The 21800-nt window shown below is 34.9% G+C and carries 21 protein-coding genes; 11 read left to right on the forward strand and 10 right to left on the reverse strand.

Annotation, left to right across the window (positions count from 1 at the left end):
- Positions 1–162 precede the first annotated feature (162 nt).
- The 4 genes from RTY06_RS01315 to RTY06_RS01330 all read left to right on the forward strand — a co-directional run bounded on the left by RTY06_RS01315 (position 163) and on the right by RTY06_RS01330 (position 3484).
- Positions 163–1080, forward strand: coding sequence for a DnaJ C-terminal domain-containing protein (locus tag RTY06_RS01315; RefSeq protein WP_312822231.1), 918 nt, complete (start codon positions 163–165; stop codon positions 1078–1080).
- Complete coding sequence (locus RTY06_RS01320) at positions 1080–1388, forward strand: chaperone modulator CbpM (RefSeq protein WP_409450820.1); 309 nt, start codon at positions 1080–1082, stop codon at positions 1386–1388. Before RTY06_RS01315 ends, RTY06_RS01320 begins: the two co-directional genes overlap by 1 nt.
- A 25-nt stretch (positions 1389–1413) precedes the next feature.
- Positions 1414–2379: a YpdA family putative bacillithiol disulfide reductase gene (locus tag RTY06_RS01325; RefSeq protein WP_312822232.1), complete on the forward strand. Its 966-nt coding sequence runs from the start codon at positions 1414–1416 to the stop codon at positions 2377–2379.
- 70 nt (positions 2380–2449) lie between these two features.
- A complete protein-coding gene (locus RTY06_RS01330) occupies positions 2450–3484 on the forward strand; it encodes a L,D-transpeptidase (protein WP_312822233.1) in 1035 nt (344 codons plus the stop codon).
- A 285-nt stretch (positions 3485–3769) separates the two neighbouring features.
- Here the strand turns inward: RTY06_RS01330 and RTY06_RS01335 are convergent, their stop codons facing one another.
- The 7 genes from RTY06_RS01335 to RTY06_RS01365 form a co-directional block, all read right to left on the reverse strand.
- Entirely contained in the window at positions 3770–5059 is a 1290-nt protein-coding gene (locus RTY06_RS01335) for an aldehyde dehydrogenase family protein (protein WP_312822235.1), read from the reverse strand.
- A 272-nt stretch (positions 5060–5331) separates the two neighbouring features.
- Positions 5332–5925, reverse strand: coding sequence for a hypothetical protein (locus RTY06_RS01340; protein WP_312822236.1), 594 nt, complete (start codon positions 5923–5925; stop codon positions 5332–5334).
- 28 nt (positions 5926–5953) lie between these two features.
- Positions 5954–6598 (reverse strand): HD domain-containing protein, encoded by a 645-nt coding sequence (locus RTY06_RS01345; protein WP_312822237.1) that lies wholly within the window; start codon positions 6596–6598, stop codon positions 5954–5956.
- A gap of 107 nt (positions 6599–6705) precedes the next feature.
- A complete protein-coding gene (locus RTY06_RS01350; protein WP_312822239.1) occupies positions 6706–7560 on the reverse strand; it encodes a serine aminopeptidase domain-containing protein in 855 nt (284 codons plus the stop codon).
- Between the two features lie 79 nt (positions 7561–7639).
- Complete coding sequence (locus RTY06_RS01355) at positions 7640–8530, reverse strand: ribokinase (protein WP_312822240.1); 891 nt, start codon at positions 8528–8530, stop codon at positions 7640–7642.
- 70 nt (positions 8531–8600) lie between these two features.
- On the reverse strand, positions 8601–9245 hold the full coding sequence (locus RTY06_RS01360; protein WP_312822242.1) for a DUF4241 domain-containing protein: 645 nt from the start codon (positions 9243–9245) through the stop codon (positions 8601–8603).
- Between the two features lie 35 nt (positions 9246–9280).
- Entirely contained in the window at positions 9281–11896 is a 2616-nt protein-coding gene (locus RTY06_RS01365) for a valine--tRNA ligase (protein WP_312822243.1), read from the reverse strand.
- A 121-nt stretch (positions 11897–12017) separates the two neighbouring features.
- Here RTY06_RS01365 and RTY06_RS01370 point away from each other — a divergent pair, with 121 nt between their 5' ends.
- From RTY06_RS01370 to rmuC, 3 genes are all read left to right on the forward strand, one after another.
- Positions 12018–12506, forward strand: a complete 489-nt coding sequence (locus RTY06_RS01370; protein ID WP_312822244.1) for a DUF1573 domain-containing protein — start codon at positions 12018–12020, stop codon at positions 12504–12506.
- A 78-nt stretch (positions 12507–12584) separates the two neighbouring features.
- Positions 12585–13463: a polyphosphate kinase 2 family protein gene (locus RTY06_RS01375; protein ID WP_312822246.1), complete on the forward strand. Its 879-nt coding sequence runs from the start codon at positions 12585–12587 to the stop codon at positions 13461–13463.
- A 73-nt stretch (positions 13464–13536) separates the two neighbouring features.
- The gene (rmuC, locus tag RTY06_RS01380; protein WP_312822247.1) at positions 13537–14883 is read left to right on the forward strand and encodes a DNA recombination protein RmuC; all 1347 of its coding nucleotides are present in this window, start codon (positions 13537–13539) and stop codon (positions 14881–14883) included.
- 10 nt (positions 14884–14893) lie between these two features.
- On the opposite strand, the gene hemB is transcribed toward rmuC, so the two are convergent.
- Entirely contained in the window at positions 14894–15886 is a 993-nt protein-coding gene (gene hemB / locus RTY06_RS01385) for a porphobilinogen synthase (protein WP_312822273.1), read from the reverse strand.
- A 107-nt stretch (positions 15887–15993) separates the two neighbouring features.
- On the opposite strand from hemB, the gene RTY06_RS01390 reads away from it, so the two are divergent.
- Together RTY06_RS01390 and RTY06_RS01395 are read left to right on the forward strand one after the other, a co-directional pair.
- Positions 15994–16341 carry a T9SS type A sorting domain-containing protein gene (locus RTY06_RS01390; RefSeq protein WP_312822248.1) on the forward strand — a complete coding sequence of 116 codons (348 nt, stop codon included), beginning with the start codon at positions 15994–15996 and terminating at the stop codon, positions 16339–16341.
- 95 nt (positions 16342–16436) lie between these two features.
- Positions 16437–18107, forward strand: coding sequence for an OmpA family protein (locus tag RTY06_RS01395; RefSeq protein WP_312822250.1), 1671 nt, complete (start codon positions 16437–16439; stop codon positions 18105–18107).
- Here RTY06_RS01395 and RTY06_RS01400 read toward each other — a convergent pair.
- The gene (locus RTY06_RS01400) at positions 18094–18525 is read right to left on the reverse strand and encodes a VanZ family protein (RefSeq protein ID WP_312822252.1); all 432 of its coding nucleotides are present in this window, start codon (positions 18523–18525) and stop codon (positions 18094–18096) included. The two genes, RTY06_RS01395 and RTY06_RS01400, sit on opposite strands and share 14 nt — an antisense overlap.
- A gap of 35 nt (positions 18526–18560) precedes the next feature.
- On the opposite strand from RTY06_RS01400, the gene RTY06_RS01405 reads away from it, so the two are divergent.
- Positions 18561–19625, forward strand: coding sequence for an NAD(P)-dependent alcohol dehydrogenase (locus RTY06_RS01405; RefSeq protein WP_312822254.1), 1065 nt, complete (start codon positions 18561–18563; stop codon positions 19623–19625).
- Between the two features lie 79 nt (positions 19626–19704).
- Here the strand turns inward: RTY06_RS01405 and RTY06_RS01410 are convergent, their stop codons facing one another.
- A complete protein-coding gene (locus RTY06_RS01410) occupies positions 19705–20229 on the reverse strand; it encodes a HugZ family protein (RefSeq protein ID WP_312822256.1) in 525 nt (174 codons plus the stop codon).
- A 168-nt stretch (positions 20230–20397) separates the two neighbouring features.
- On the opposite strand from RTY06_RS01410, the gene ahcY reads away from it, so the two are divergent.
- Complete coding sequence (gene ahcY / locus RTY06_RS01415) at positions 20398–21711, forward strand: adenosylhomocysteinase (protein WP_312822258.1); 1314 nt, start codon at positions 20398–20400, stop codon at positions 21709–21711.
- Positions 21712–21800 lie beyond the last annotated feature (89 nt).

The raw sequence follows: 21800 nt of genomic DNA on the forward strand, positions 1-21800 counted from the left end.
TATACGCGTTTCAAATTCAATAATATAAAATGAGAAAGCAAATTAGAACGTGCAGTAAAATTGTATAAAATTACTCTTAAAAATCAACATTTACAATTTGCCTTTTGACAAACAATTCCCTAACTTAGAACAACCAAATCACGATAAAAACCAATTGGTAATATGGCGTTTATAGATTATTATAAAATTCTCGGAATTGAGAAAAATGCTACTGCTGACGACATCAAAAAAGCTTACAGAAAACTAGCTAGGAAATATCATCCAGATATGAATCCGAACGATAAAGAAGCAGAGAAAAAATTCAAAGAAATCAATGAAGCAAATGAAGTACTAAGTAATCCGGAAAATCGTGCAAAGTATGATAAATATGGCGAACATTGGAAACACTGCGAAGAGTATGAACGTGCACAGCAACAACAGAGACAACAACAGCAATATTCTGGAAACTTTGGCAGTGGATTTTCAGGAGCAGATTTTGGAGAAGGCGAAGATTTTTCAGATTTCTTCCAATCGATGTTTGGTGGTGCTGGCGGAGGTTTTGGAAGAAATTCTAGAGGAAGTGCAAACGGAAAATTCAAAGGTCAGGACGTTTCTGCAGAACTAGATCTCAATCTAAGAGACGCTGCGAAAACACATCAGCAAACTTTTGATATCAATGGAAAAAAAGTAAGAATTACAATTCCTGCAGGTGTTTATGACGGGCAACAAATCAAACTGAAAGGTTATGGAAACCCTGGCATAAATGGAGGCCCAAACGGTGATCTTTACATTACTTTCAACATTTCCGAAGACAAAGATTTCCAACGCGAAGGAGACAACTTAAGAACTTCCGTTGACATTGATGTTTATACCGCTATTTTAGGAGGTGATGTCAATATCCAAACACTTGAAAATTCTGTAAATCTAAAAGTGAAACCTGAGACTCAGAACGGAACAACCGTAAGACTTAAAGGCAAAGGCTTTCCTGTGTACAAAAAAGAGGGAGAATTTGGTGATTTATATGTAACATACAATGTAAAAATCCCAACCAATCTTACTGATAAACAAAAAGAACTATTTCAACAACTTAAAAATTCTTAATGATGAACGAAAGAATCTCCGTAGAAGAAATCATCCGATTATATAAAATAGATTATACTTTTCTCGACCAGTTAATTGATTCGGAATTATTGCATCCTGAAACAGAAAACAGTATCCGATATATTGTCTACGAAGAATTGCCTCATCTTGAGCGTTTTGCAAATTGGCATTACGATTTGGATGTCAACCTCCCGGGAATCGAAATCATTCATAAGCTTCTGAATCAACTGGAAGAGCTGAAAAATGAAAATCGAAAATTACTGCAGAATGTTTCTAAGTTCGAAAACTGGGAAGACGTAGATTTTTAGCCAATTTTCTTTGTAAATTTGTGAGATGGAATTATACGATGTTCTTATTGTTGGCGGTGGTCCAATTGGGTTAGCTTGTGCTTTGGAAGCTAAAAAAAACAACTTGAAATATATCGTGATTGAAAAAGGAACGATAGTCAACAGCCTTTACAATTATCCGTTGTATATGACATTTTTTTCGACAGCCGACCGATTGGAAATTGATGAAATTCCCTTCATCACAACCAAACCCAAACCGGGGCGACAAGATGCTCTGGAGTATTACCAAGGAATCGCCCGCGCAAAAGAAATCAATATCAAATCTTACGAAAAGGTGATTAATATTCAGAAATCTACTTTTTTCCAAGTTGAAACCAGCAAGCAGATTTATTCTGCTAAAAATGTAGTGATTGCAACAGGTTTTTATGACATTCCAAATCTGATGAATATCAAAGGTGAAGAATTACCAAAAGTAAAACATTATTATACAGAACCTTATCCCTATGCTTTTCAGAATATCGTGGTTGTAGGTGCCAGCAATTCCTCAGTTGACGCCGCTTTGGAAATCTACAGAAAAGGTGGAAATGTAACAATGATTATCCGAAATAACGAAATTTCCAAAAGTGTAAAGTATTGGGTAAAACCGGACATTGAGAACCGAATCAAAGAAGGAAGCATCAAAGCTTTTTTCGGAGCAGAACTTCTGGAAGTAAAAGAGCACTCAGTAATATTCAAAACTGAAAAAGGAGAAATTCAGGAAATAGAAAATGATTTTGTACTTGCAATGACAGGTTATCTTCCCGATTTCGAATTCCTAAAAAATATCGGAATAGATTTGAAAGGCGAATGTCAAAACCCAAATTACAATCCCGAAACGATGGAAACCAACATAGACGGAATCTATCTTGCAGGCGTTGTCTGCGGTGGAAAAGACACCCATCTTTGGTTTATAGAAAACTCAAGAATCCACGCCAAGCAAATCATCAAAGACATTATTAATAAAAATTTATAATTCATCATTTATAATTTTTAATTATCACTTGGTATTCTTTTTGTAACTTATAGACACAGAAAGAAAAACTATGAACATCAAATTAATTAAAAACACATTTCCTTTATTCATCGCAGTTTCGTTATTTCTGATTCAATGTAAAAAGGATGAATCAGTTCCTTCCTCAGATAAAAATGACAATCCTATTACGGATATTTTGACGCCTGATGATAAAAAAGAAGAAGACTCAGTAAAAGAAGAAAAACCAAAAGTTCCCGATGTTGTCATTCCTAGAAAAGACTTTGGATTTTTCCCTTGGGTTTACAAAAACACCGACTCGGTTTCACAAAAAAATAAAAAAGAATTTACAGGAAAAGCGCTTTACACAATTCTTGCGCTCAATCGACTTGACAGAGCCAACATTGGCGCTGCTGACACATTGGTTGTTCCTGCAAAAATCGAGGACGATTTCCTTATATATTCGCCGTTTCCGGGACACGTTACGAGTCTTGAAAATGTGAAAAAATTCGTTTTCTTTTCTTATCCTATTCAGGCTTTTGGCGTTTATGAAAACGGAAATCTCATCAAATGGGGACCAACAAGTATGGGTAAAAAAGCAACGCCAACCAAAAAAGGTTTGATGTTTGCCAATTGGAAAAAAGAAGTCGCAATCTCAACCGTCAGCGACGAGTGGAAACTGCGATGGAATGTCAACGTAGCCAATTTTGACGGCATTGGCTGGCATCAATACGCAATGCCCGGTTATCCGGCTTCGCACTCTTGCCTCAGAATGTTAGAAGAAGACGCCAAATGGATGTACACTTGGGTGGACACTTGGGTTCTCAATAAAGGCGGAGCAACTACCAGAGCCAAAGGAACGCCGCTCATTGTTTACGGCGATTATCCTTGGGGAAAAAGACGACCTTGGAAAAAATTGTTGGATTCTCCGGAAGCTAACAATATGTCCGAAGACGAAATGAACAAAATCATCGAACCTCACCTCGCAGAGATTATTAAAGAACAGGAAAATCGAGACATCGTTCTTCAACAAGTTGAACAGGAGAAAAAAGCCAAAGCAGATTCTTTAGCTAATGTTAAAAATCAACTTTCAGCCAATTTGAATTAATTTTTTCAGGAGCTTAATCCCGCTATCCACTATATTTTTTTTATTTTCAAAACGTTTCTCCATTAAAAGAAAATGAGTAGAAGAAAACAAAAAAGGATGCCGTTCCTATCGGGGCTATGGGATTGTTCTTCCAAACAAGCTTTATCAATAAAATACAAGAAACCCTTTCAGAGTTTTAAACTCTGAAAGGGTTTTATATTAGTAAAAAATTCTCAAGAAAACTTCACAATTCAATTAATTGAATCTTTGGAAACTTAATTCTTAATCAATTCTTTGCGTAAATTTTCAAATATTCCCAACAACAGTTTTTATCTGCGTAAATTCTTTAATCGCCAATAAGGACAACTCCACACCATAACCGGAAGATTTTGCTCCACCAAAAGGAAGTCTTGCATCAGAACTCGTGGATTTATTAATAGAAACAGTTCCTGATTCAAGATTATCAATGAAAAACTGAGCGCGTTTTTTATCTTTCGTCCAAACTGCATTTCCTAACCCAAACGGAATATCATTTGCTAATTTTAGGATTTCATCATCGTCTTTTCCAACCATCAGAATTGCCAATGGTCCAAATAATTCTTCCTGCAAAATCGGATTTCCTTCTTTTACTCTGATAATTCCCGGACGAAATTCATTCTCAGAAATACGTTCCAAAGCAAGAACCACTTCTGCTCCATTTTTCAAAGCTTTTTTATATTGACTTTCCAATTCGTCTGCCAAATCCGGTCTTGCCATTTTTCCCAATTTGGTTTCCTTTTTAAAAGGATCAGCTGGTTGGTAAGAATTGTACTCTTCTATGAATTTTGGAACAAACTTTTCCTCAATATCCTGATGAACAATAAAACGTTTCGCTGCATTACAAACCTGTCCTGTATTTTGAAGTTTTCCAGCTGGTCCGTCAACTGCGGCTTTTTCATAATCAGAATCTTCTAAAACGATGAAAGCATCACTTCCTCCTAATTCCAAAACCGATTTTTTGATGTTTTTTCCGGCCAAAGCAGCAACAGTTCCGCCGGCTTTTTCACTTCCTGTTAGACTTACACCTCTTACCAAAGGATTTTCAAGAATCTCTTGGATTTCGTTGTGTCCAATTCTTAGATTTTGAAAAATATATTTTGGAAAGCCTGCTTCTGCAAAAGCTTTTTCAATTTCATCTCCACTTCCGAAGCAGATGGATGCGTGTTTCAGTAAAATAACATTTCCTGCAAGAATTGCCGGAACTGCAAATCTCAAAACCTGCCAAAATGGAAAATTCCAAGGCATTACACCCAAAATAATTCCCATTGCATCGTAATGAACTTCACTGACATTGAATTCTGTTTTGATTTCTGCGGGTTTTAATACATTTTCTGCATTGGCATAAAAACGAATCATTCCTGCACTTTTTTCTATCTCTGCCATTGATTGAGAAATCGGTTTGTGCATTTCTGTAGTTATGATTTTCGCATAAGCTTCTTTGTTTTTATCCACAACATCTGCCAGTTTCAAAAGTAGCTTTTGTCTTTCTTCAAAAGGTGTTTTTCTCCAATCCTGAAATGTTTGATGCGCTGAATTAATATGTTTTGATAAGTCCATTTTTCTTTGATTTTATTGAATATTAAATTGCATTAATTGTACCAATTTTTGCGAGCCTAAATGTACAAAGTTGAGAACAAACCCAACATTTATTTTTATATTTTTTATAAATTTTTGTGGTAAATTTTATAAATAATAAAATGTAATTTTTGAAAGTATTTTAAAAACAGAGAATCACTCGCGCCCCGACCTGAGTGGAGCTCTTTTTCTTTTTTTGGAAAAAAAGAAAAAAGCGGGAACGGAGGGCGGATAAAGGCGCCCAAAATATGACATTAATTCTTCTTGCTACTTCGGAAAAGTAAAACGGTGTTGAGAAAAATAAGCAGCAAATCCAATGTAACCCAAATACTGAGTTTGATGTTATCGTATTTAAGTTCTTCGATTTTTTCGGTCGCTATTGCAGAAAGTTTGAGACTGTTGTTGATATAATTTTTGACCTCGATGATTTTGTCCTCATTTTTGTTGGGAACTGCAACCTGCGAGAAATAAACCAATTTATTCTTTCCAATATATCCGGCAACCCAAAACTCGTTGGATTTCTGCATATTGAGATATTCTATTCGGAAATACTCCGGGCGGATTTGACCAACGTGTTTGGAAAGATATTTGGTTTCTTTTTCTCCGTCCTGAATCCTGATGATGTAAAAGTCAATCGGTTGTGGCAAATAATTGATAACCTGCACAGCCAAAGAGTTTTCTAAAAACTGAGACACACTTCTCTCCACAAACCAAAACGTGAAATAAGCGGCCGCAGAAATGGTAATAATCGTCCGAACGGCTTTGTTCCACAGATTCCATTTTCCTGACCGAAAACCGGACAGAAAGAGAGCAATGATGAGAAAAATGAGAATTAGAATGATTATCATTGAAACAAAGATAATAGTTTCTCGTCAATTAGAACGTGACATTCCACTCTTTGTAGAATTCATCGAGGAATTGAAGCATAAATTGATGTCTGTGTTCCGCAATTTCCTTAGCTGTTTTCGTATTAAGTAAATCTTTGAGAAGCAACAGTTTTTCATAGAAATGATTAATCGTAGTTCCGTCGGATTTTTTGTATTCTTCCTTTGTTTGATTCAGTTTTGGTTTGATGTCAGGATGATACATCAAGTTGTTTTTGTAACCACCAAAATTGAAAGTTCTGGCAATTCCAATCGCACCAATGGCATCTAATCTATCAGCATCCTGAACGATTTTCAGTTCCAAAGGTAGATTTTCTGGCGCATCATTTCGGTTTTTGAAAGACATATTTTCGATGATGAAAATGACTTTTTGAATCGTTTCCGAATCAACATTTTGTTCTGTAAGAAAGTTGTTAACAATTTTTGAAGCCAAAGTTTCGTCACCTTTATGGAATTTTGGGTCAGCAATGTCGTGTAGTAAAGCAGATAATTCGATAATTAATTTATCGCCTCCTTCTTTTTCTTGAATTTTAAGACTCAGTTTCCAAACACGCTCGATATGAAACCAATCGTGACCAGATTCTGTTCCTTCTAATTTTTGTTTTACTAATTCTATTGTTTTGTTAATTAATTCCATATTTTTTGAACGCAAAGAGCGCAAAGATTTTTTATAATTATTGAAAATATTTTGAGTTCGCAAAGGTACTTCGACAAGCTCAGTATAAACTTCAAACTTAAGAAAGCTCACAAATATTTAAGTTCAAATAATTCATTTAAAATAATATTCCAGAGCTTTTTGTTGTAGCTTCTGAAAAAATTAATATGTCCTATTTCATTTTTTTCTGACTCCGATGTTTTGATTAATCGGTAAATCGGTTTCAGATTTGGATAAGTGTCTTGTAAAAGCGATTTCACCCCTTTTTCGGTTAACCAAGCATCATCTTGCGCTCTTACTACAAAAACTTTTTGAGTCAGGTTTTTAGAAAAATCCTCTGACTTTTCCAAAAGTTTGTTTGTTGATTTTCTATTGAGAATCAAAGTTCGCCAATCAAATGCACTTCCCGAAGGCAAACTTTCGCCTAAACCAAACCAATCTGCGGGAAAATAGCCTAATAATTTGGTCGACAAAGGCTGTGCAATTCCGAAGCCAAGATAAGCTCCAATCTTTGTTTTGAATTTTAAATTTCCTACAAAAGCATTCTGAGTTCCAACAAATATAAATTCCTCAAAAATCTCAGAATCCTCATTCATTCCTAAAATCAAAGCACCGACTGAATGTCCCAAACAAAATTTCTGATAATCCGAAAAATTGGTTTTAATATAATTAGTTACAGCTTTGTAATCCTTAGTTCCCCAAATCCTCATTGAGGCTTCGAAACCTTTCATTTTATCAGGTTTTGAAAGTCCAATTCCACGATAATCGTAAGCCATCACCGTAAAACCCTGCTCAGAAAAAAACTGCGCAAATGAGAAATAAATCTGCTGCTTGACACCAGTCGCAGAGTTTATCAATAAAATTTTTCTGTTAGGATTTTGAGGTTCAAAAATATGAACAGACAAACTGTAATTATCCTCGGTTGTTATATTAATATTTTGCATTAAAATGATTTTAATGGAATCATTCTATAAAAATAAAAAATCAATCTGTTGAAAATGATATTTCGATATGTTGGAAATATTAATTCTGAAAATCCTTGAGATATGGCAAACCTTTCTGAGAACCTCTATAATCCGCCGCTTTAAGCGCCACTTCATTTCCAAATTTCACACAATCCTCAATAGAATTCCCGTGAAGCAAAGCAATAGAAAAACCTGATGTGAAAGCATCACCTAATCCCATATTGTGCGCTTGGGAAGTTGGGTCTTTTCGAAAATATTTCATCTCGGAGCCATCAAAATAACTGGTACTATTAGCGCCGTCTCTCACAAATAATTTATTCGGAAGATGTTTAATGATTTCGTCGTGATTTCCTTCTCCGAAAAGCGTTTCCAAATCTGTGCTTTTTGCAACTATGAAACTCGCATAATCTATTATTTCGTCTGACAATCGGCTTGCAGGCGCAGCATAAATTCCGATTTTCTTTCCAAGACTTTTTGCTTTTTTGAAAAGATATTCAACAGTTTTTATAGGAATCTCTAACTGAGTCAAAATCAAATCTGCTGTTAAAAGATATTTTTCAGCTTCATTGATGTCATTTGGTGATAAATTATAATTTGCAGCGGGAACTACTGTGATGGCATTTCCCTCGTCAGAAGCGTTCACATAAGCAGTTCCTGTATCTTCGTCATTGTCTTCCACAACGTAAGCTACATTCACATCTTCATCGTCCAGATTTCTGAGAACCTGCTGTCCATAAGGGTCCATACCTACCCGACTTATCAAAGCAGTACGAGCACCCAAACGCGACGTTGCAATTGCTTGATTGGCACCTTTTCCTCCAAGAAAACTTTTCAGTCCGTTAGCTAGAACCGTGTTGTTGGCTGTTGGGATTTTAGAAGTATTAAGAATCAAATCAATAGAAGAGCTTCCTACAACTACAATCTGGGGGATTATATTACTTAGTCTCATTTGTAATATTAATTGTTTAAAAGTCAAACGAAATAATGGTTTATCATTTCATTTCTGCTAATGTAACAATTTAATCCATTCCGATTTCTATAAACTCAGAAATTAATTTAACTACTTGATTATCTTTAGAATAACCAATATAAGAAGCATAAAATCCTTCGCCATATCCAGTTTCGAAAGCAATGATGTTTTCCTTTTTATTGTCGTAAGGTTTCAGAACTGCAAACTGGTCAATGGCGCCTTTTTCATCAAAAAAATGAGAATGGAAAAACTCTTCATAGATTCCCATAAAATCAGCACCTTTTTTATGGAAAAGTTCTTGTTCCAGATTATTCAATGCGTCTTGAGCATCTTTATCCATAAAACTTCCCATCCCAGATTCTACGGGATAACCGAAGATTTCTCCTTCTTTTAAATCTTTTAGATTTTGGTCATCGCATAAAGCCAAAGCCCAATTTTCAGCCAATTGATTTTTATCGAAAACAATTTCAGCATAAGCCACACAATTGGAATTTCTTTCTTTGTGAATCAAAACTGTAAAATCTCCTTTCGGAAATTCTTGATTGAAGGCGGATTTATCAGGCGTAATCAAAGCGTCACTTGCTACAATTTTACCCGATGAAATATGAATCTCCCCGACTTCGTAGGTTTCCAATAAAGGATTTTCTACGAAGTCTCGGGAGAATAATTTTTTAATATTTTCTATGTGAGTCATCACTTAGTTGATAGTTGTCTGTTGATTGTTTTTGGCTAAAGCGTTTTTAATTTTTCTTCTAGCAAAGCAATTTTATCCTGTGCGTCTTTTTGTTTTTTACGCTCCACATCTACGATTTCTGGTTTTGCGTTAGCTACAAATTTTTCGTTTGATAATTTTTTATCTACAGAAATCAAGAAACCTTTTAAATATTTTAATTCTTCTTCGGTTTTCGCTTTTTCTTCGGCTAAATCTAAATTTTCACTCAAAGGAATTGAAACTTCTGTTGCTCCAACTAAGAATGTAAAACTAGGCTTATCCGTTTTTGTTCCAAAATGAATTTCAGAAACATTCGCCAATTTTCTTACAACAGCTTCATTCGGAAATTCTGTAGCATTAGTAAAAATCTCAACCGCTTCTCTTGGCGAAATTCCTTTTGTCTGACGGTAATTTCTAACGCCTGAAATCAATTCTTCAGAAGTTACGAAGTTCTTGATAATATCTTCGCTGAAAGAATCTGCTTTTTTCTGCTGAGCAATTACCAAAGCTTCTTCCGTACTTCTTTCAGAAATTGCTTGCCATAATTCCTCCGTCAAGAAAGGCATAAATGGATGTAATAATTTCATTAATTCTTCAAAGAACTCAATCGTTTTATTGTAAACTTCTTTCGAAATTCCTTCTCCGAAATTTGGTTTAATCGCTTCCAAATACCATCCGCAGAAATCATCCCAAATTAATTTATAAATCAAATGCAAAGCATCAGAAATCCTGAATTTTTCGAATTGGTCATTAATCTCAACAATCGTTTTATTCAATTTGTTTTCAAACCATTCGATAGATTGCTTGTCAGAATCGTGCAAAGGTTTTTCTTCGTGATTCCACATATTGATTAATCGGAAAGCATTCCAGATTTTGGTCGCAAAGTTTCTTCCTTGCAACATCAAATCCTCATCAAACAACAAATCGTTTCCTGCAGGCGCACTCAACAAACTTCCTACACGCACGCCATCAGCTCCGTATTTTTCAATTAAATCTATTGGATCTGGAGAGTTCCCTAATTGTTTAGACATCTTTCTTCTCTGCTTATCTCTCACAATTCCTGTGAAATAAACATTTTGGAACGGAACTTTCCCTCTAAATTCCAATCCAGCCATAATCATTCTAGCAACCCAAAAGAAGATAATATCTGGACCAGTTACCAAATCTGAAGTTGGATAATAGTAATTGATGTCTTCATTTTCCGGATTATTCACTCCATCAAAAACAGACATTGGCCACAACCAAGATGAGAACCAAGTGTCTAGAGCGTCTTGGTCTTGTTTTAGGTCAGAAGCCTGAAGTTGGAAGTTAGAAGTTTTTTCTTGTGCTAATTTTATTGCATCTTCAATATTCTCAGCAACTACAAAATCATCTTCACCTTCACCATAATAATAGGCAGGAATCTGTTGACCCCACCAAAGCTGACGCGAAATATTCCAATCACGGATGTTTTCCATCCAGTGTTTGTAGGTATTTTTGAATTTTTCTGGATAGAACTTAACCTCATCATCCATTACAACATCCAAAGCTGGTTTTGCAATTTCTGACATTTTCAGGAACCATTGAACAGAAACTTTTGGCTCGATAACCGCACCTGTTCTTTCTGAAGTTCCTACTTTATTGACGTAGTCTTCCGCTTTAAGTAAAAGATTATTTTCTTCTAATTCTTTAGCGATTTGCTTTCTTACATCAAATCTATTTTTTCCCACGTAATGTAATCCGTGCTCGTTAAGATTTCCGTCATCATCAAGAGAATCGATGATTGGTAATTGATGTTTTTGTCCGATTTCGTAGTCATTAACATCGTGAGCAGGCGTAATTTTCAAAGCTCCAGTTCCGAACTCGATATCAACATAATCATCTTCAATAATTGGAATAATTCTGTTTACAATCGGAACGATTACATTTTTACCTTTCAAATGAGCATATCTCTCGTCGTTAGGATTGATGCAAACCGCAGTATCTCCAAAAATAGTTTCAGGACGTGTTGTAGCAACTGAAAGGAATTCTTCAGTTCCCTCTATTTTATATTTAAGGAAATATAATTTTCCGTTTTGTTCTTTAAAGATTACTTCTTCGTCAGAAATATTAGTTTTCGCTTCAGGATCCCAGTTTACGATTCTTGAGCCTTTGTAGATAAGACCTTTATTATACAAATCAACAAAAGACTTGATAACCTGCTGAGACATTGAATCTTCCAAAGTGAATCTTGTTCTGTCCCAATCGCAAGAGCAACCTAGTTTTTTCAATTGTTCTAGAATGGTTCCACCGTATTTATCGGTCCAATCCCAAGCGTGTTTTAGAAATTCTTCGCGTGTGATATCAGATTTGTTAATTCCTTCGGATTTAAGTTTAGCAACAACTTTTGCCTCAGTTGCAATAGAAGCGTGATCTGTTCCAGGAACCCAACAAGCATTGAAGCCCTGCATTCTTGCTCTTCTGACCAATACATCCTGAATTGTATTATTCAACATATGTCCCATATGAAGAATTCCCGTTACGTTAGGCGGCGGAATTACAATTGTGTAAGGAGGTCTGTTATCTGGTGTGGAATGGAAATATTTGTTTTCTAACCAGAAGTCATACCATTTTTGTTCAGTTTCCTGTGGATTGTATTTGTCTGCAATCTGCATTTTAAAATTATTTTTGGCTTGTAATTTGCAAAAATAAGACAATGTGAAAAAATTAACATCACATATTCAAATAATTTATAACTTTGTTATTCAAAAATTTAATTATTTAAAGAAAAAAAATATGAAAAAGATTCTTGCAGGATTATTTATGACAGGCGCTATTGCATTTGCATCTGCTCAGACCATCTCATTTGACAAAACAACTTTCGACTACGGAAATGTAAAAGCTGGTTCTGATGGACACAGATTTTTTACAGTAAAAAATACGGGTAACAAACCTCTTATCATTAGCGAAGTAAAACCATCTTGCGGATGTACAACGCCAGAATGGAGCAAAGATCCAATTTTACCAGGAAAAACAGCTCAAATTAAAGTAGGTTATAACACAGGAATTAAAGGAGCTTTCAACAAATTGATTGAAGTTTATTCTAATGATCCAGCTAACAACAGATCTGTGTTATATATCAAAGGAAATGTTGAAGATTTACAAGGGGTTAATCAAGAAGCAAAACTAGTTGCTGCTCCTGCTGAAAGTTTTTCCGCTAAAGCCGCTCCAGCTTCATCAAAGGCTACAAAAAAAATCATTAATAGAGCTGAAGCTGCTAAATAATAAAAATTTACATTTTTTATAAAAACCGTTCTTTTTTAAGGAGCGGTTTTTTTATTTTTACATGAAATCAATTTTATTATGGGATACAATTTTTCTGATGATTTTTTGATAAAAGAAAATTCGAAATTCGAAATCAAAAAACATAATACAAACTATAAAGGGAAAATCAATAAAGATGAAGCCAAGCAACTTTTGGAGGTAGAAAAGGAAAAGTTACGTGTTCTGCAAGAGAAACTTTATGCTGACGGAAGTCAATCTTTATTAATTATTCTTCAAGCAATGGATGCTGCCGGAAAAGACAGTTTGATAGAACACGTTTTCGGAGGTGTGAATCCGCAAGGTTGTGAAGTCACGAGCTTTAAAGGTCCAAGTACAAAAGAATATTCTCACGATTTTATATGGAGACATTATTTAGCACTTCCAGCTAAAGGAAAAATCGGAATTTTCAATCGTTCTCATTACGAAAGTGTTTTGGTTTGTAAAGTTCATCCAGAATATAACCTCAGCGAGAAAGTCTGGAAAGATGTAAAACAATTTGATCAAAAATTCTGGGAAAACAGATACGAAAGCATCCGAAATTTTGAAAAACATTTAGCAAACAACGGAACAAAAATCATTAAGATTTTCCTGAATGTTTCCAAAGAACAACAAAAGCAACGTTTTCTAGACAGAATCAATGAGGACGATAAAAATTGGAAATTTTCTTCCGCCGATATTACAGAAAGAGGATTCTGGGATGATTATCAAAAAGCTTATGAAGAAGCAATTAATCAAACTTCTACAGAGTCTGCACCTTGGTTTGTGATTCCTGCTGACCAAAAATGGTTTTCCAGAGTTGCTGCGATTCAAATTATCATTGACAAACTTGAAGAAATGAATCTGCAATATCCAAAACTCTCCGAAAAAGAGAAAAACGGATTAGCAGAATCTAAAGCTAAATTGGAAAACGAAAAATAATTTCCCAATTACGGAAAACCTCAATTTTATAAACAAAAGTCGTTTTAAAATTGTAAAAGCTAATATAGATTAAATGGAAATTATTTATGCAATTGTTGGATTAATCGTTGGAGGAATTGTGGTTTTTCTTCTGATGAAATCTTTGTATGTGAGCAAAAAAAACATTGAGATCATTAATGAAAAATTAATTCGTTCTCAGGAAAACGAAAATCATTCTCAACAGAAAATTGATGAATTGAAACTTTCAAATAATAATCTGACCAACGAAATTTCATTAATCCAAAGAAGCAAAGAAGAACTGCTTTTCACGAATGCTGAACTGAATGCTCATTACAAAAATCTGCAGGAGAATCTCGAAAACCAAAAAGAGGATTTTTTGAAACTTCAGGAAACGACTCGTTTACAATTTGAGAAAACTGCAAATCAAATTTTGGAAGAGAAGTCTGAGAAATTCACGCAAATCAATCAAAATCAACTCAAAACTATTCTTGAGCCTTTTCAGGAAAAAATCAATGAGTTGAAAAATACGGTTAACGAAACTTACGACAAAGAAGCTAGAGAACGTTTTTCTCTTGGCGAAAAAGTCAGAGAGCTTAAAGACCTTAACCAGCAGATTTCCGAAGACGCCAAACAGTTAACCAGAGCTTTGAAAGGCGAAAGTAAAACTCAGGGAAATTGGGGAGAAATGATTTTGGAAAGTATTCTGGAAAAATCTGGATTGAGAAAAAACCAGGAATATTTTCTGGAACACGAATTAAAAGACGAAAACAACAAAGCTATTTTCTCCGAATTTTCCGGTAAAAAAATGCGTCCTGATGCGGTTGTAAAATATCCTGACAACAGAAATGTCATTATCGACAGTAAAGTTTCTTTGACTGCTTTTGTTGAAATGACTGATGAAACGAATCCTGAACTTTTCTCCCAGAAACAAAGTTTACATCTTCAATCGGTGAAGAATCATATCAATCAGCTAAGCCAAAAAGCTTATGATGATTTTGATAAATCTCTGGATTTTGTAATGATGTTTATTCCAAGCGAAGCGGCTTATATTGCAGCTTTGCAAGCTGAGCCTAATCTTTGGAATTTTGCTTATGATAAAAGGATTCTTTTACTAAGTCCTACTAATCTGATTACTTCTCTTAAACTCATCCAAGACCTTTGGAAACGCGAACACCAAAACCGAAATGCAATGGTAATTGCGGATAGAGGAGCGAAACTTTATGATAAATTTGTTGGTTTTGTTGAGAATCTAGAACGTCTTGGAAAGAATATCGACCAAGCTAAGAATTCTTACAATGATGCTTTCAAACAATTGAGCTCAGGAAATGATAATCTGATTGTCCAAACTCAGAAACTGAAAAATCTTGGCATTAAGAACAAAAAAAATCTTCCTCAGAATTTGGGTGAGGAAGATTTGTAAGTTTTATATTTTACTTATTCAAAAGTTTAGCAACTTCCGGAGCCGCGTATGTGAAAATCATATTTGCACCTGCACGCTTAATACTAGTTAAACTTTCGATTAAAACTTTTTCATTGTCTAACCAACCGTTTTGTGCAGCAGCTTTCAACATTGCATATTCTCCGCTTACTTGATAAACCGCAATCGGTTGTGTAATCAACTCTCGGATTTTTGAAACGATGTCCAGATAAGGCATTCCGGGTTTTATCATAATGATGTCAGCGCCTTCTTCTACATCTCTTAGAGCTTCATCGATGGCTTCTCTGGAATTATGAAAATCCATCTGATAAGTTTTTTTGTCAGCTGGAATTTCTTGATTATCAACAGGTGCACTATCCAAAGCACTTCTAAATGGTCCATAAAAAGCACTCGCATATTTGGCTGCGTAGGATAAAATCCCCACATCTGTGAATCCATTGTCTTCCAAACCTTCTCTCATAGCCAAAACACGACCATCCATCATATCACTTGGCGCCAAAATGTCAGCCCCTGCTTCTGCCAAAGAAATACCCATTTTTACAAGAGCTTCTACCGTGGAATCGTTATCAATTTTTCCGTTTTTGATTATCCCGTCGTGGCCATAAATCGAATATGGATCAAGCGCAACATCGGGCATTACTACAACTCCCGGAACAGCATCTTTGATAGCTTTTATGGTGTTTTGCATCAATCCATTTGGATTCCAAGCTTCTTTCCCTGTATTGTCTTTTAGGTTGTCGGACACCTTCATATAAAGATTGACTGCTTTGATTCCCAAATCATAATTTTCTTTAACAGTTTGCACCGTTAAATCTAAACTTTGCCTAAAAACACCTGGCATTGAGGAAATGGCTTCTTTTTTGTTATTACCTTCCATAACAAACATTGGCAACACCAGATCGTTTGTTGTAAGGGTAGTTTCACGAACTAGACTTCTTATAGAATCGTGGGTTCTTAGTCTTCTGTTTCTTGAAATCATCTTGATAAAATTTATTGATGCAAATTTACTTATACTTTTACGGATAGGCTATTGCATAATAGATTAATTTAAAATATATTTGTAGGTAATTGTTTAAGTACAGACTAAAGCGAATGAAAAAATTTCTATTCTTTATTATATTTACGGTAATTACGGTTGGATTTTCAGTAGAAATGAAAGCACAAACTGCGCGTACAGTTTCTTCTCAAAAGACCGACGATGGTGTTTTGGTAGCTTACCCTAATCCAACTAAGGATGTTTTGCTCCTTAGATCCAAAGACATTGCTATTAAAATCAAAACAGTAACATTCTTCTCTATTTTGGGTGCTCAAGTTGCTGAATATAATATCAATAGTAACAATACAGAATTGAGATTGGACAAACTTCGTCCGGGAAAATATCTGATGAGATACACATTGGATGACAATACCCAAAAGATTACTCAGATTATCAAACAGTAAATTATGTTTTTAAAATACATGCCGGTTTTTAGCCGGCATTTTTTATTTAACAACTCAGTTCCTTAAATTTGCAGTAACCTAGAAAACTTAACCTAATGAGAAAATATTATTTTCTTCTCGCGATTCTTTTAGTTCAATTTTTCAATTCTCAATTTCGAAATTCTTTGTACGATCATAATCAATTCAATATCTCTTTACGTGGTGGATTGGATTTTCCGTCTTATGATAATCAAACAAAATATATCGATTACAAACCCAATCTGAATCTCGGGATTTCTGCAGATTATTATTTCAATTGGATAGGCTTTGGAATTGATGCAGATTACCTTTCAAACAAACCCAAAAGTTCTTATCCTACAGAGAGTCTGCACAACGGAACTACTCCACTTTCTAATCTTGGATTGAATGAAAATAAAGTTGAAAGATTATTTCTAGGAATAGGTCCTAATTTCCGATATGTCATTAATGATAATCTAAGTTTTGCCTTCAAATTAAAAGGTGGTATTTCTAATATCAAAGGTGGAGAAACATCATTGACTGCAAACAATTACAACCTCAATTATCATAATGGGTACAACGAGAAAAATCTACGAACCGGAAAAGGACAAATTGAACTAAATTGGTTTTTCTCCGAATATGTAGGACTGAATGTCGGTGGATATTACATACAACATTTCAAAGCGAATGATCAAGTAAATAATAATTCTGTATCAGCTTATATCACTTTTACAGAAGCTAACAATCAATATAATATTAATATTGCTAATCAAAATATCCGAAATGCTAGTCTTGAACACGAGGTTCATTCGGCGGGCGTTTTTGCAGGATTGACTTTCAGAATTCCAACAAGAGATTCGAATCCTAACTATGGAGTATCTGTCACTGCAAGAGACAAAGAAACAGGATTAATTCTTCCCGATACTTTTGTAGAGCTCTATAAAAAAGGAAAACGAACCCATTTTGCAAAGACGAATTCTCAAGGTGTTGCTTTCTTCAAGAATATTAAACCTGAAAATTACGAAATCAAAGGAAGTCTTTACAATATTGATTTGATTTCCAGTAAAACAGACAAAGATGAATTTGTAAAAAATTCAATCATCAAAAAAGAAATATCTACAGAACCTGAAATTTTCTTTGTAAAAGGACAAGTTAACATTTGTAATTCTAAAGATCCGCTGAGATACACAACAGTCGTTATTAAAAATAATGAAACCGAAGTCTTTCACGAAATAAAAACAAATGTCGATGGGAAATTCTACTTCAAAGCAGACAAAAACACATCTTACAATATCTATGGTAAAAAAGGTAATTACTTTTCTCAAACAGAAACCGTGACTTCTAAAAATGTAGACAGGCGTCATACTCTTTTCCTTAATCTACAAGTTTGTATGGAAGAAACGACTTGCGGAAAACCAATCAATCTGAAAAATATCCATTACGACTTAGATAAGTATTTTATCAGAGAGGATGCAAAAGCAGAACTCAATAAAATGGTTCAGTTTATGAAAGATAATCCGAATGTAAAAGTAGAATTAGCTTCGCATACAGATTCTCGAGCTTCTGATGATTACAACAAAACACTTTCCCAAAACCGCGCAAATGCAGCTGCAGATTATCTGGTCTCAAAAGGTATTGATAAAGCCAGATTAAAGCCAATTGGCTACGGAGAAACTCAACTTCTGAATAAGTGTAGTAATGACGTAAATTGTAATGAACAGCAACACCAAATCAATAGAAGAACAGAAATGAAAGTTATTTGTCCTTGATAAAAAAGAACTTTTTGTAAATAAAAAAACCAATAATAGCTCCCAAAGTATTTAGGATTACATCATCAATATCAGCAAATCCTCTTTTAAAATAATATTGTGAAAACTCAATAATATTAATCGTGATAAAAAATGCTAGAAACAACCATCTGAATTGATTTAGTTTTCGATAAAGAATACCCAAGAATCCATATGGAATAAATAAAACAATATTCCCTACAATGTTTTCGAAAGCCTCTAGTTTATTGAAAGTGATTACCTTTGTAGAATATTCGTTTATTGTCTCAAATGGTGTAGTTTTTATTTCAAAAAGTAGCGTTGGAGAATACCGAAAAGACGCAAAAAATAGAAGATATAAAATCCAAATCGTGTAAACATTAATAAAAACAGGGTAATACCTATTGACACACAACTTCATTAAAATAAATTTTAACGTAAAAATATTTAAAAAAAATGGAAACAAGAAAAATAAAAGCTTTTGGCACACAAGCTGCCGAAAATGACTTGGAACTACTAACCATTGAAAGAAGAGAAATCCAACCAAAAGACATAGAAATTGATATCTATTATTGTGGAGTTTGTCATTCTGATCTGCATACCGCAAGAAATGATTGGGGTGGAACAGTTTACCCAGCAGTTCCTGGACACGAGATTGTAGGAATTGTAAAAAGTGTAGGAAATGAAGTTACCAAATTCAAAATCGGAGATTCTGTTGCAGTTGGTTGTATGGTAGATTCTTGCAGAACTTGTCACAGCTGTGAGCAAGACTTGGAACAATTCTGTGAAAATGGCTTCATAGGAACCTACAATGGAAAAGATAAATACTTTGAGAGCACAAGGACTTTCGGAGGTTATGCAGAATCTGTTGTTGTAGACGAACATTTCGTTTTGAGTCTTCCAGAGAATCTGGATATGGCTGCCGCTGCTCCACTTCTATGTGCCGGAATCACAACTTGGTCACCTCTCAGACATTGGAACATAACAGAGAAATCCAAAGTTGCTGTTGTAGGTCTTGGTGGATTAGGTCATATGGCGATAAAATTGGCAAAAGGTTTGGGCGCAGAAGTTACATTATTCTCTAGAACTCTTGGAAAAACAGACGATGCAAAAGCCCTTGGAACGGACCACGTCATTATCTCAACTGATGAGGAGCAAATGAAATCTGTTTTTAACAAATTCGATTTGATTATTGACACTGTTCCTTACGAGCACGATATCAATCCTTATATGAATACATTGACTGTAAACGGAACCTTGGTTCTTGTTGGTTTCATAGGAGAATTCGAAAATGAAGTTGTAAGTACTAGACCTATGATTTATAAAAGACGTTCAGTAGCCGGTTCTTTGATTGGCGGAATCAAAGAAACTCAAGAAATGCTAGATTTCTGCGGAGAAAAAAACATTGTTTCGGACATCGAAATCATCAATATCCAAGACATCAACAATGCTTACGAAAGAATGCTAAAAAGTGATGTAAAGTACAGATTTGTAATTGATATGAAAAGTTTGAAGAATTAATTTTAGTTTAAAAAAATTAATTAACAAAAATGAAAGGCTTAGTTTTCGCTAAGCCTTTTTATATATTTTGAAATCGATATTATTTCTGAGTGTGATTGATATCGTTTCTATGTTCCATTATTTCAAGATTTGCATCTACAAAATAAGCACTTCCGAATCCGTTCACGTAAGCACCTTTTACTGGATGAAGAGCAATTAGGATAAAATCTGTCATATCATTCAGAACATCTACGATTTTCCCGTGTCTTTCTTTTAGTTTTCCAACGATGTTGTTCCAATCATCAGTATCTCTTTCTATTTGAGAAGTTGAAACCTCAACGGTTAATCTTTCTCTTGCGTAAACTTGTTTTGTAGCAGACTCATCCTCGATGAACATTGCAGAAACTTTTCTTCCTTCAGCCAAGTTCTTTGTATGTCTCGCCATAAAAGAAACCAAAACGTAAAATTTGTTATCAATTTCTACAAATGGCGCATAACTAGCATTCGGCGTTCCTTCTGCATCTACTGTTGCCAAAGTCACACTTAACGTTTTAGCAATTAATTCTTTTACTTTAGGCGCAACTGGTTTTGCTTGTCTCTTTGCTTCATCTGTATGTTCGCTCATAATATTACTGTTTTTTTAAGATGTTACAAAAATAGTTATTTAGATTTAAACTAAATAAAATGTTGTTATGTAAATTGTCATAATGAAGTTTAATCTGAGTTTTTTGTATCTAAATTATTAATCGTAATTTTGCATTTTAAAATTGGAATCAAAATTCATTCATCCGATATGAGTACAACAACACAATACGTTCCTTATAAAGTTAAGGACATTTCCCTAGCAGAATGGGGAAGAAAAGAAATTACTTTGGCTGAAGCAGAAATGCCTGGTTTGATGGCTATCCGTGAAGAATACGGACCATCTCAACCTTTGAAAGGCGCAAGAATCGCAGGATGTCTACATATGACAATCCAAACTGCAGTTCTTATCGAGACTTTGGTTGCTTTAGGAGCTGAAGTAACTTGGTCTTCTTGTAATATTTTCTCAACTCAGGATCACGCTGCTGCTGCGATTGCTGCTGCTGGAATTCCTGTTTATGCTTGGAAGGGTCTTAATGAAGAGGAATTCGACTGGTGTATTGAGCAGACTCTTTTCTTTGGCGAAGACAGAAAACCATTGAATATGATTCTTGATGACGGTGGAGATTTAACCAATATGGTTTTTGACAGATACCCAGAATTCACTAAAGATATCAAAGGACTTTCTGAAGAAACTACAACTGGTGTTCACAGATTGTACGAAAGAATGAAGAACGGAACTTTGGTAATGCCTGCAATCAACGTCAATGATTCTGTTACTAAGTCTAAATTCGATAACAAATACGGCTGTAAGGAATCTGCAGTAGATGCTGTAAGAAGAGCGACTGACGTAATGCTGGCCGGGAAAAGAGTGGTAGTTTGTGGATACGGAGACGTTGGAAAAGGTACTGCTGCATCTTTCAGAGGCGCAGGTTCTATCGTTACTGTAACCGAAATTGACCCAATTTGTGCGCTTCAAGCTGCAATGGATGGTTACGAAGTGAAAAGATTAGATACTGTGGTTGATAATGCAGATATCATCATCACTACAACAGGTAACTTTAATATTGTAAGAGGAGAGCATTTCCTTAAAATGAAAGATAAAGCTATCGTTTGTAACATCGGGCACTTCGATAACGAAATCGATATGGCTTGGTTGAACAAAAACTACGGTCATACAAAATCTGAAGTTAAACCTCAAGTTGACATCTACACCATCGAAGGTAAAGAAGTAATCATCCTTGCTGAAGGTAGATTGGTAAACCTTGGTTGCGCTACTGGTCACCCATCTTTCGTAATGTCTAACTCGTTCTCAAATCAGACTTTGGCTCAAATCGAACTTTGGACCAACTCTGCAGCTTACGGAAACGAGGTTTATATGTTACCAAAACACCTAGATGAAAAAGTAGCTGAATTACACCTTAAGAAATTAAGCGTTGAGCTAGAAGTTCTTTCTCCAGAACAAGCCGATTATATAGGTGTTGACGTGAAAGGACCTTTCAAACCAGAGTATTACAGATACTAATATTTTTGATCTTAAACATTATAGAAACTCTCCAATTTAGACTGCACCCAAAAGTTTAGACAAAATTAAATAATATTTTGATAGGAAAG

This window comes from Epilithonimonas sp. (assembly GCF_032055105.1).
In the GTDB taxonomy this organism is placed as follows: domain Bacteria; phylum Bacteroidota; class Bacteroidia; order Flavobacteriales; family Weeksellaceae; genus Epilithonimonas.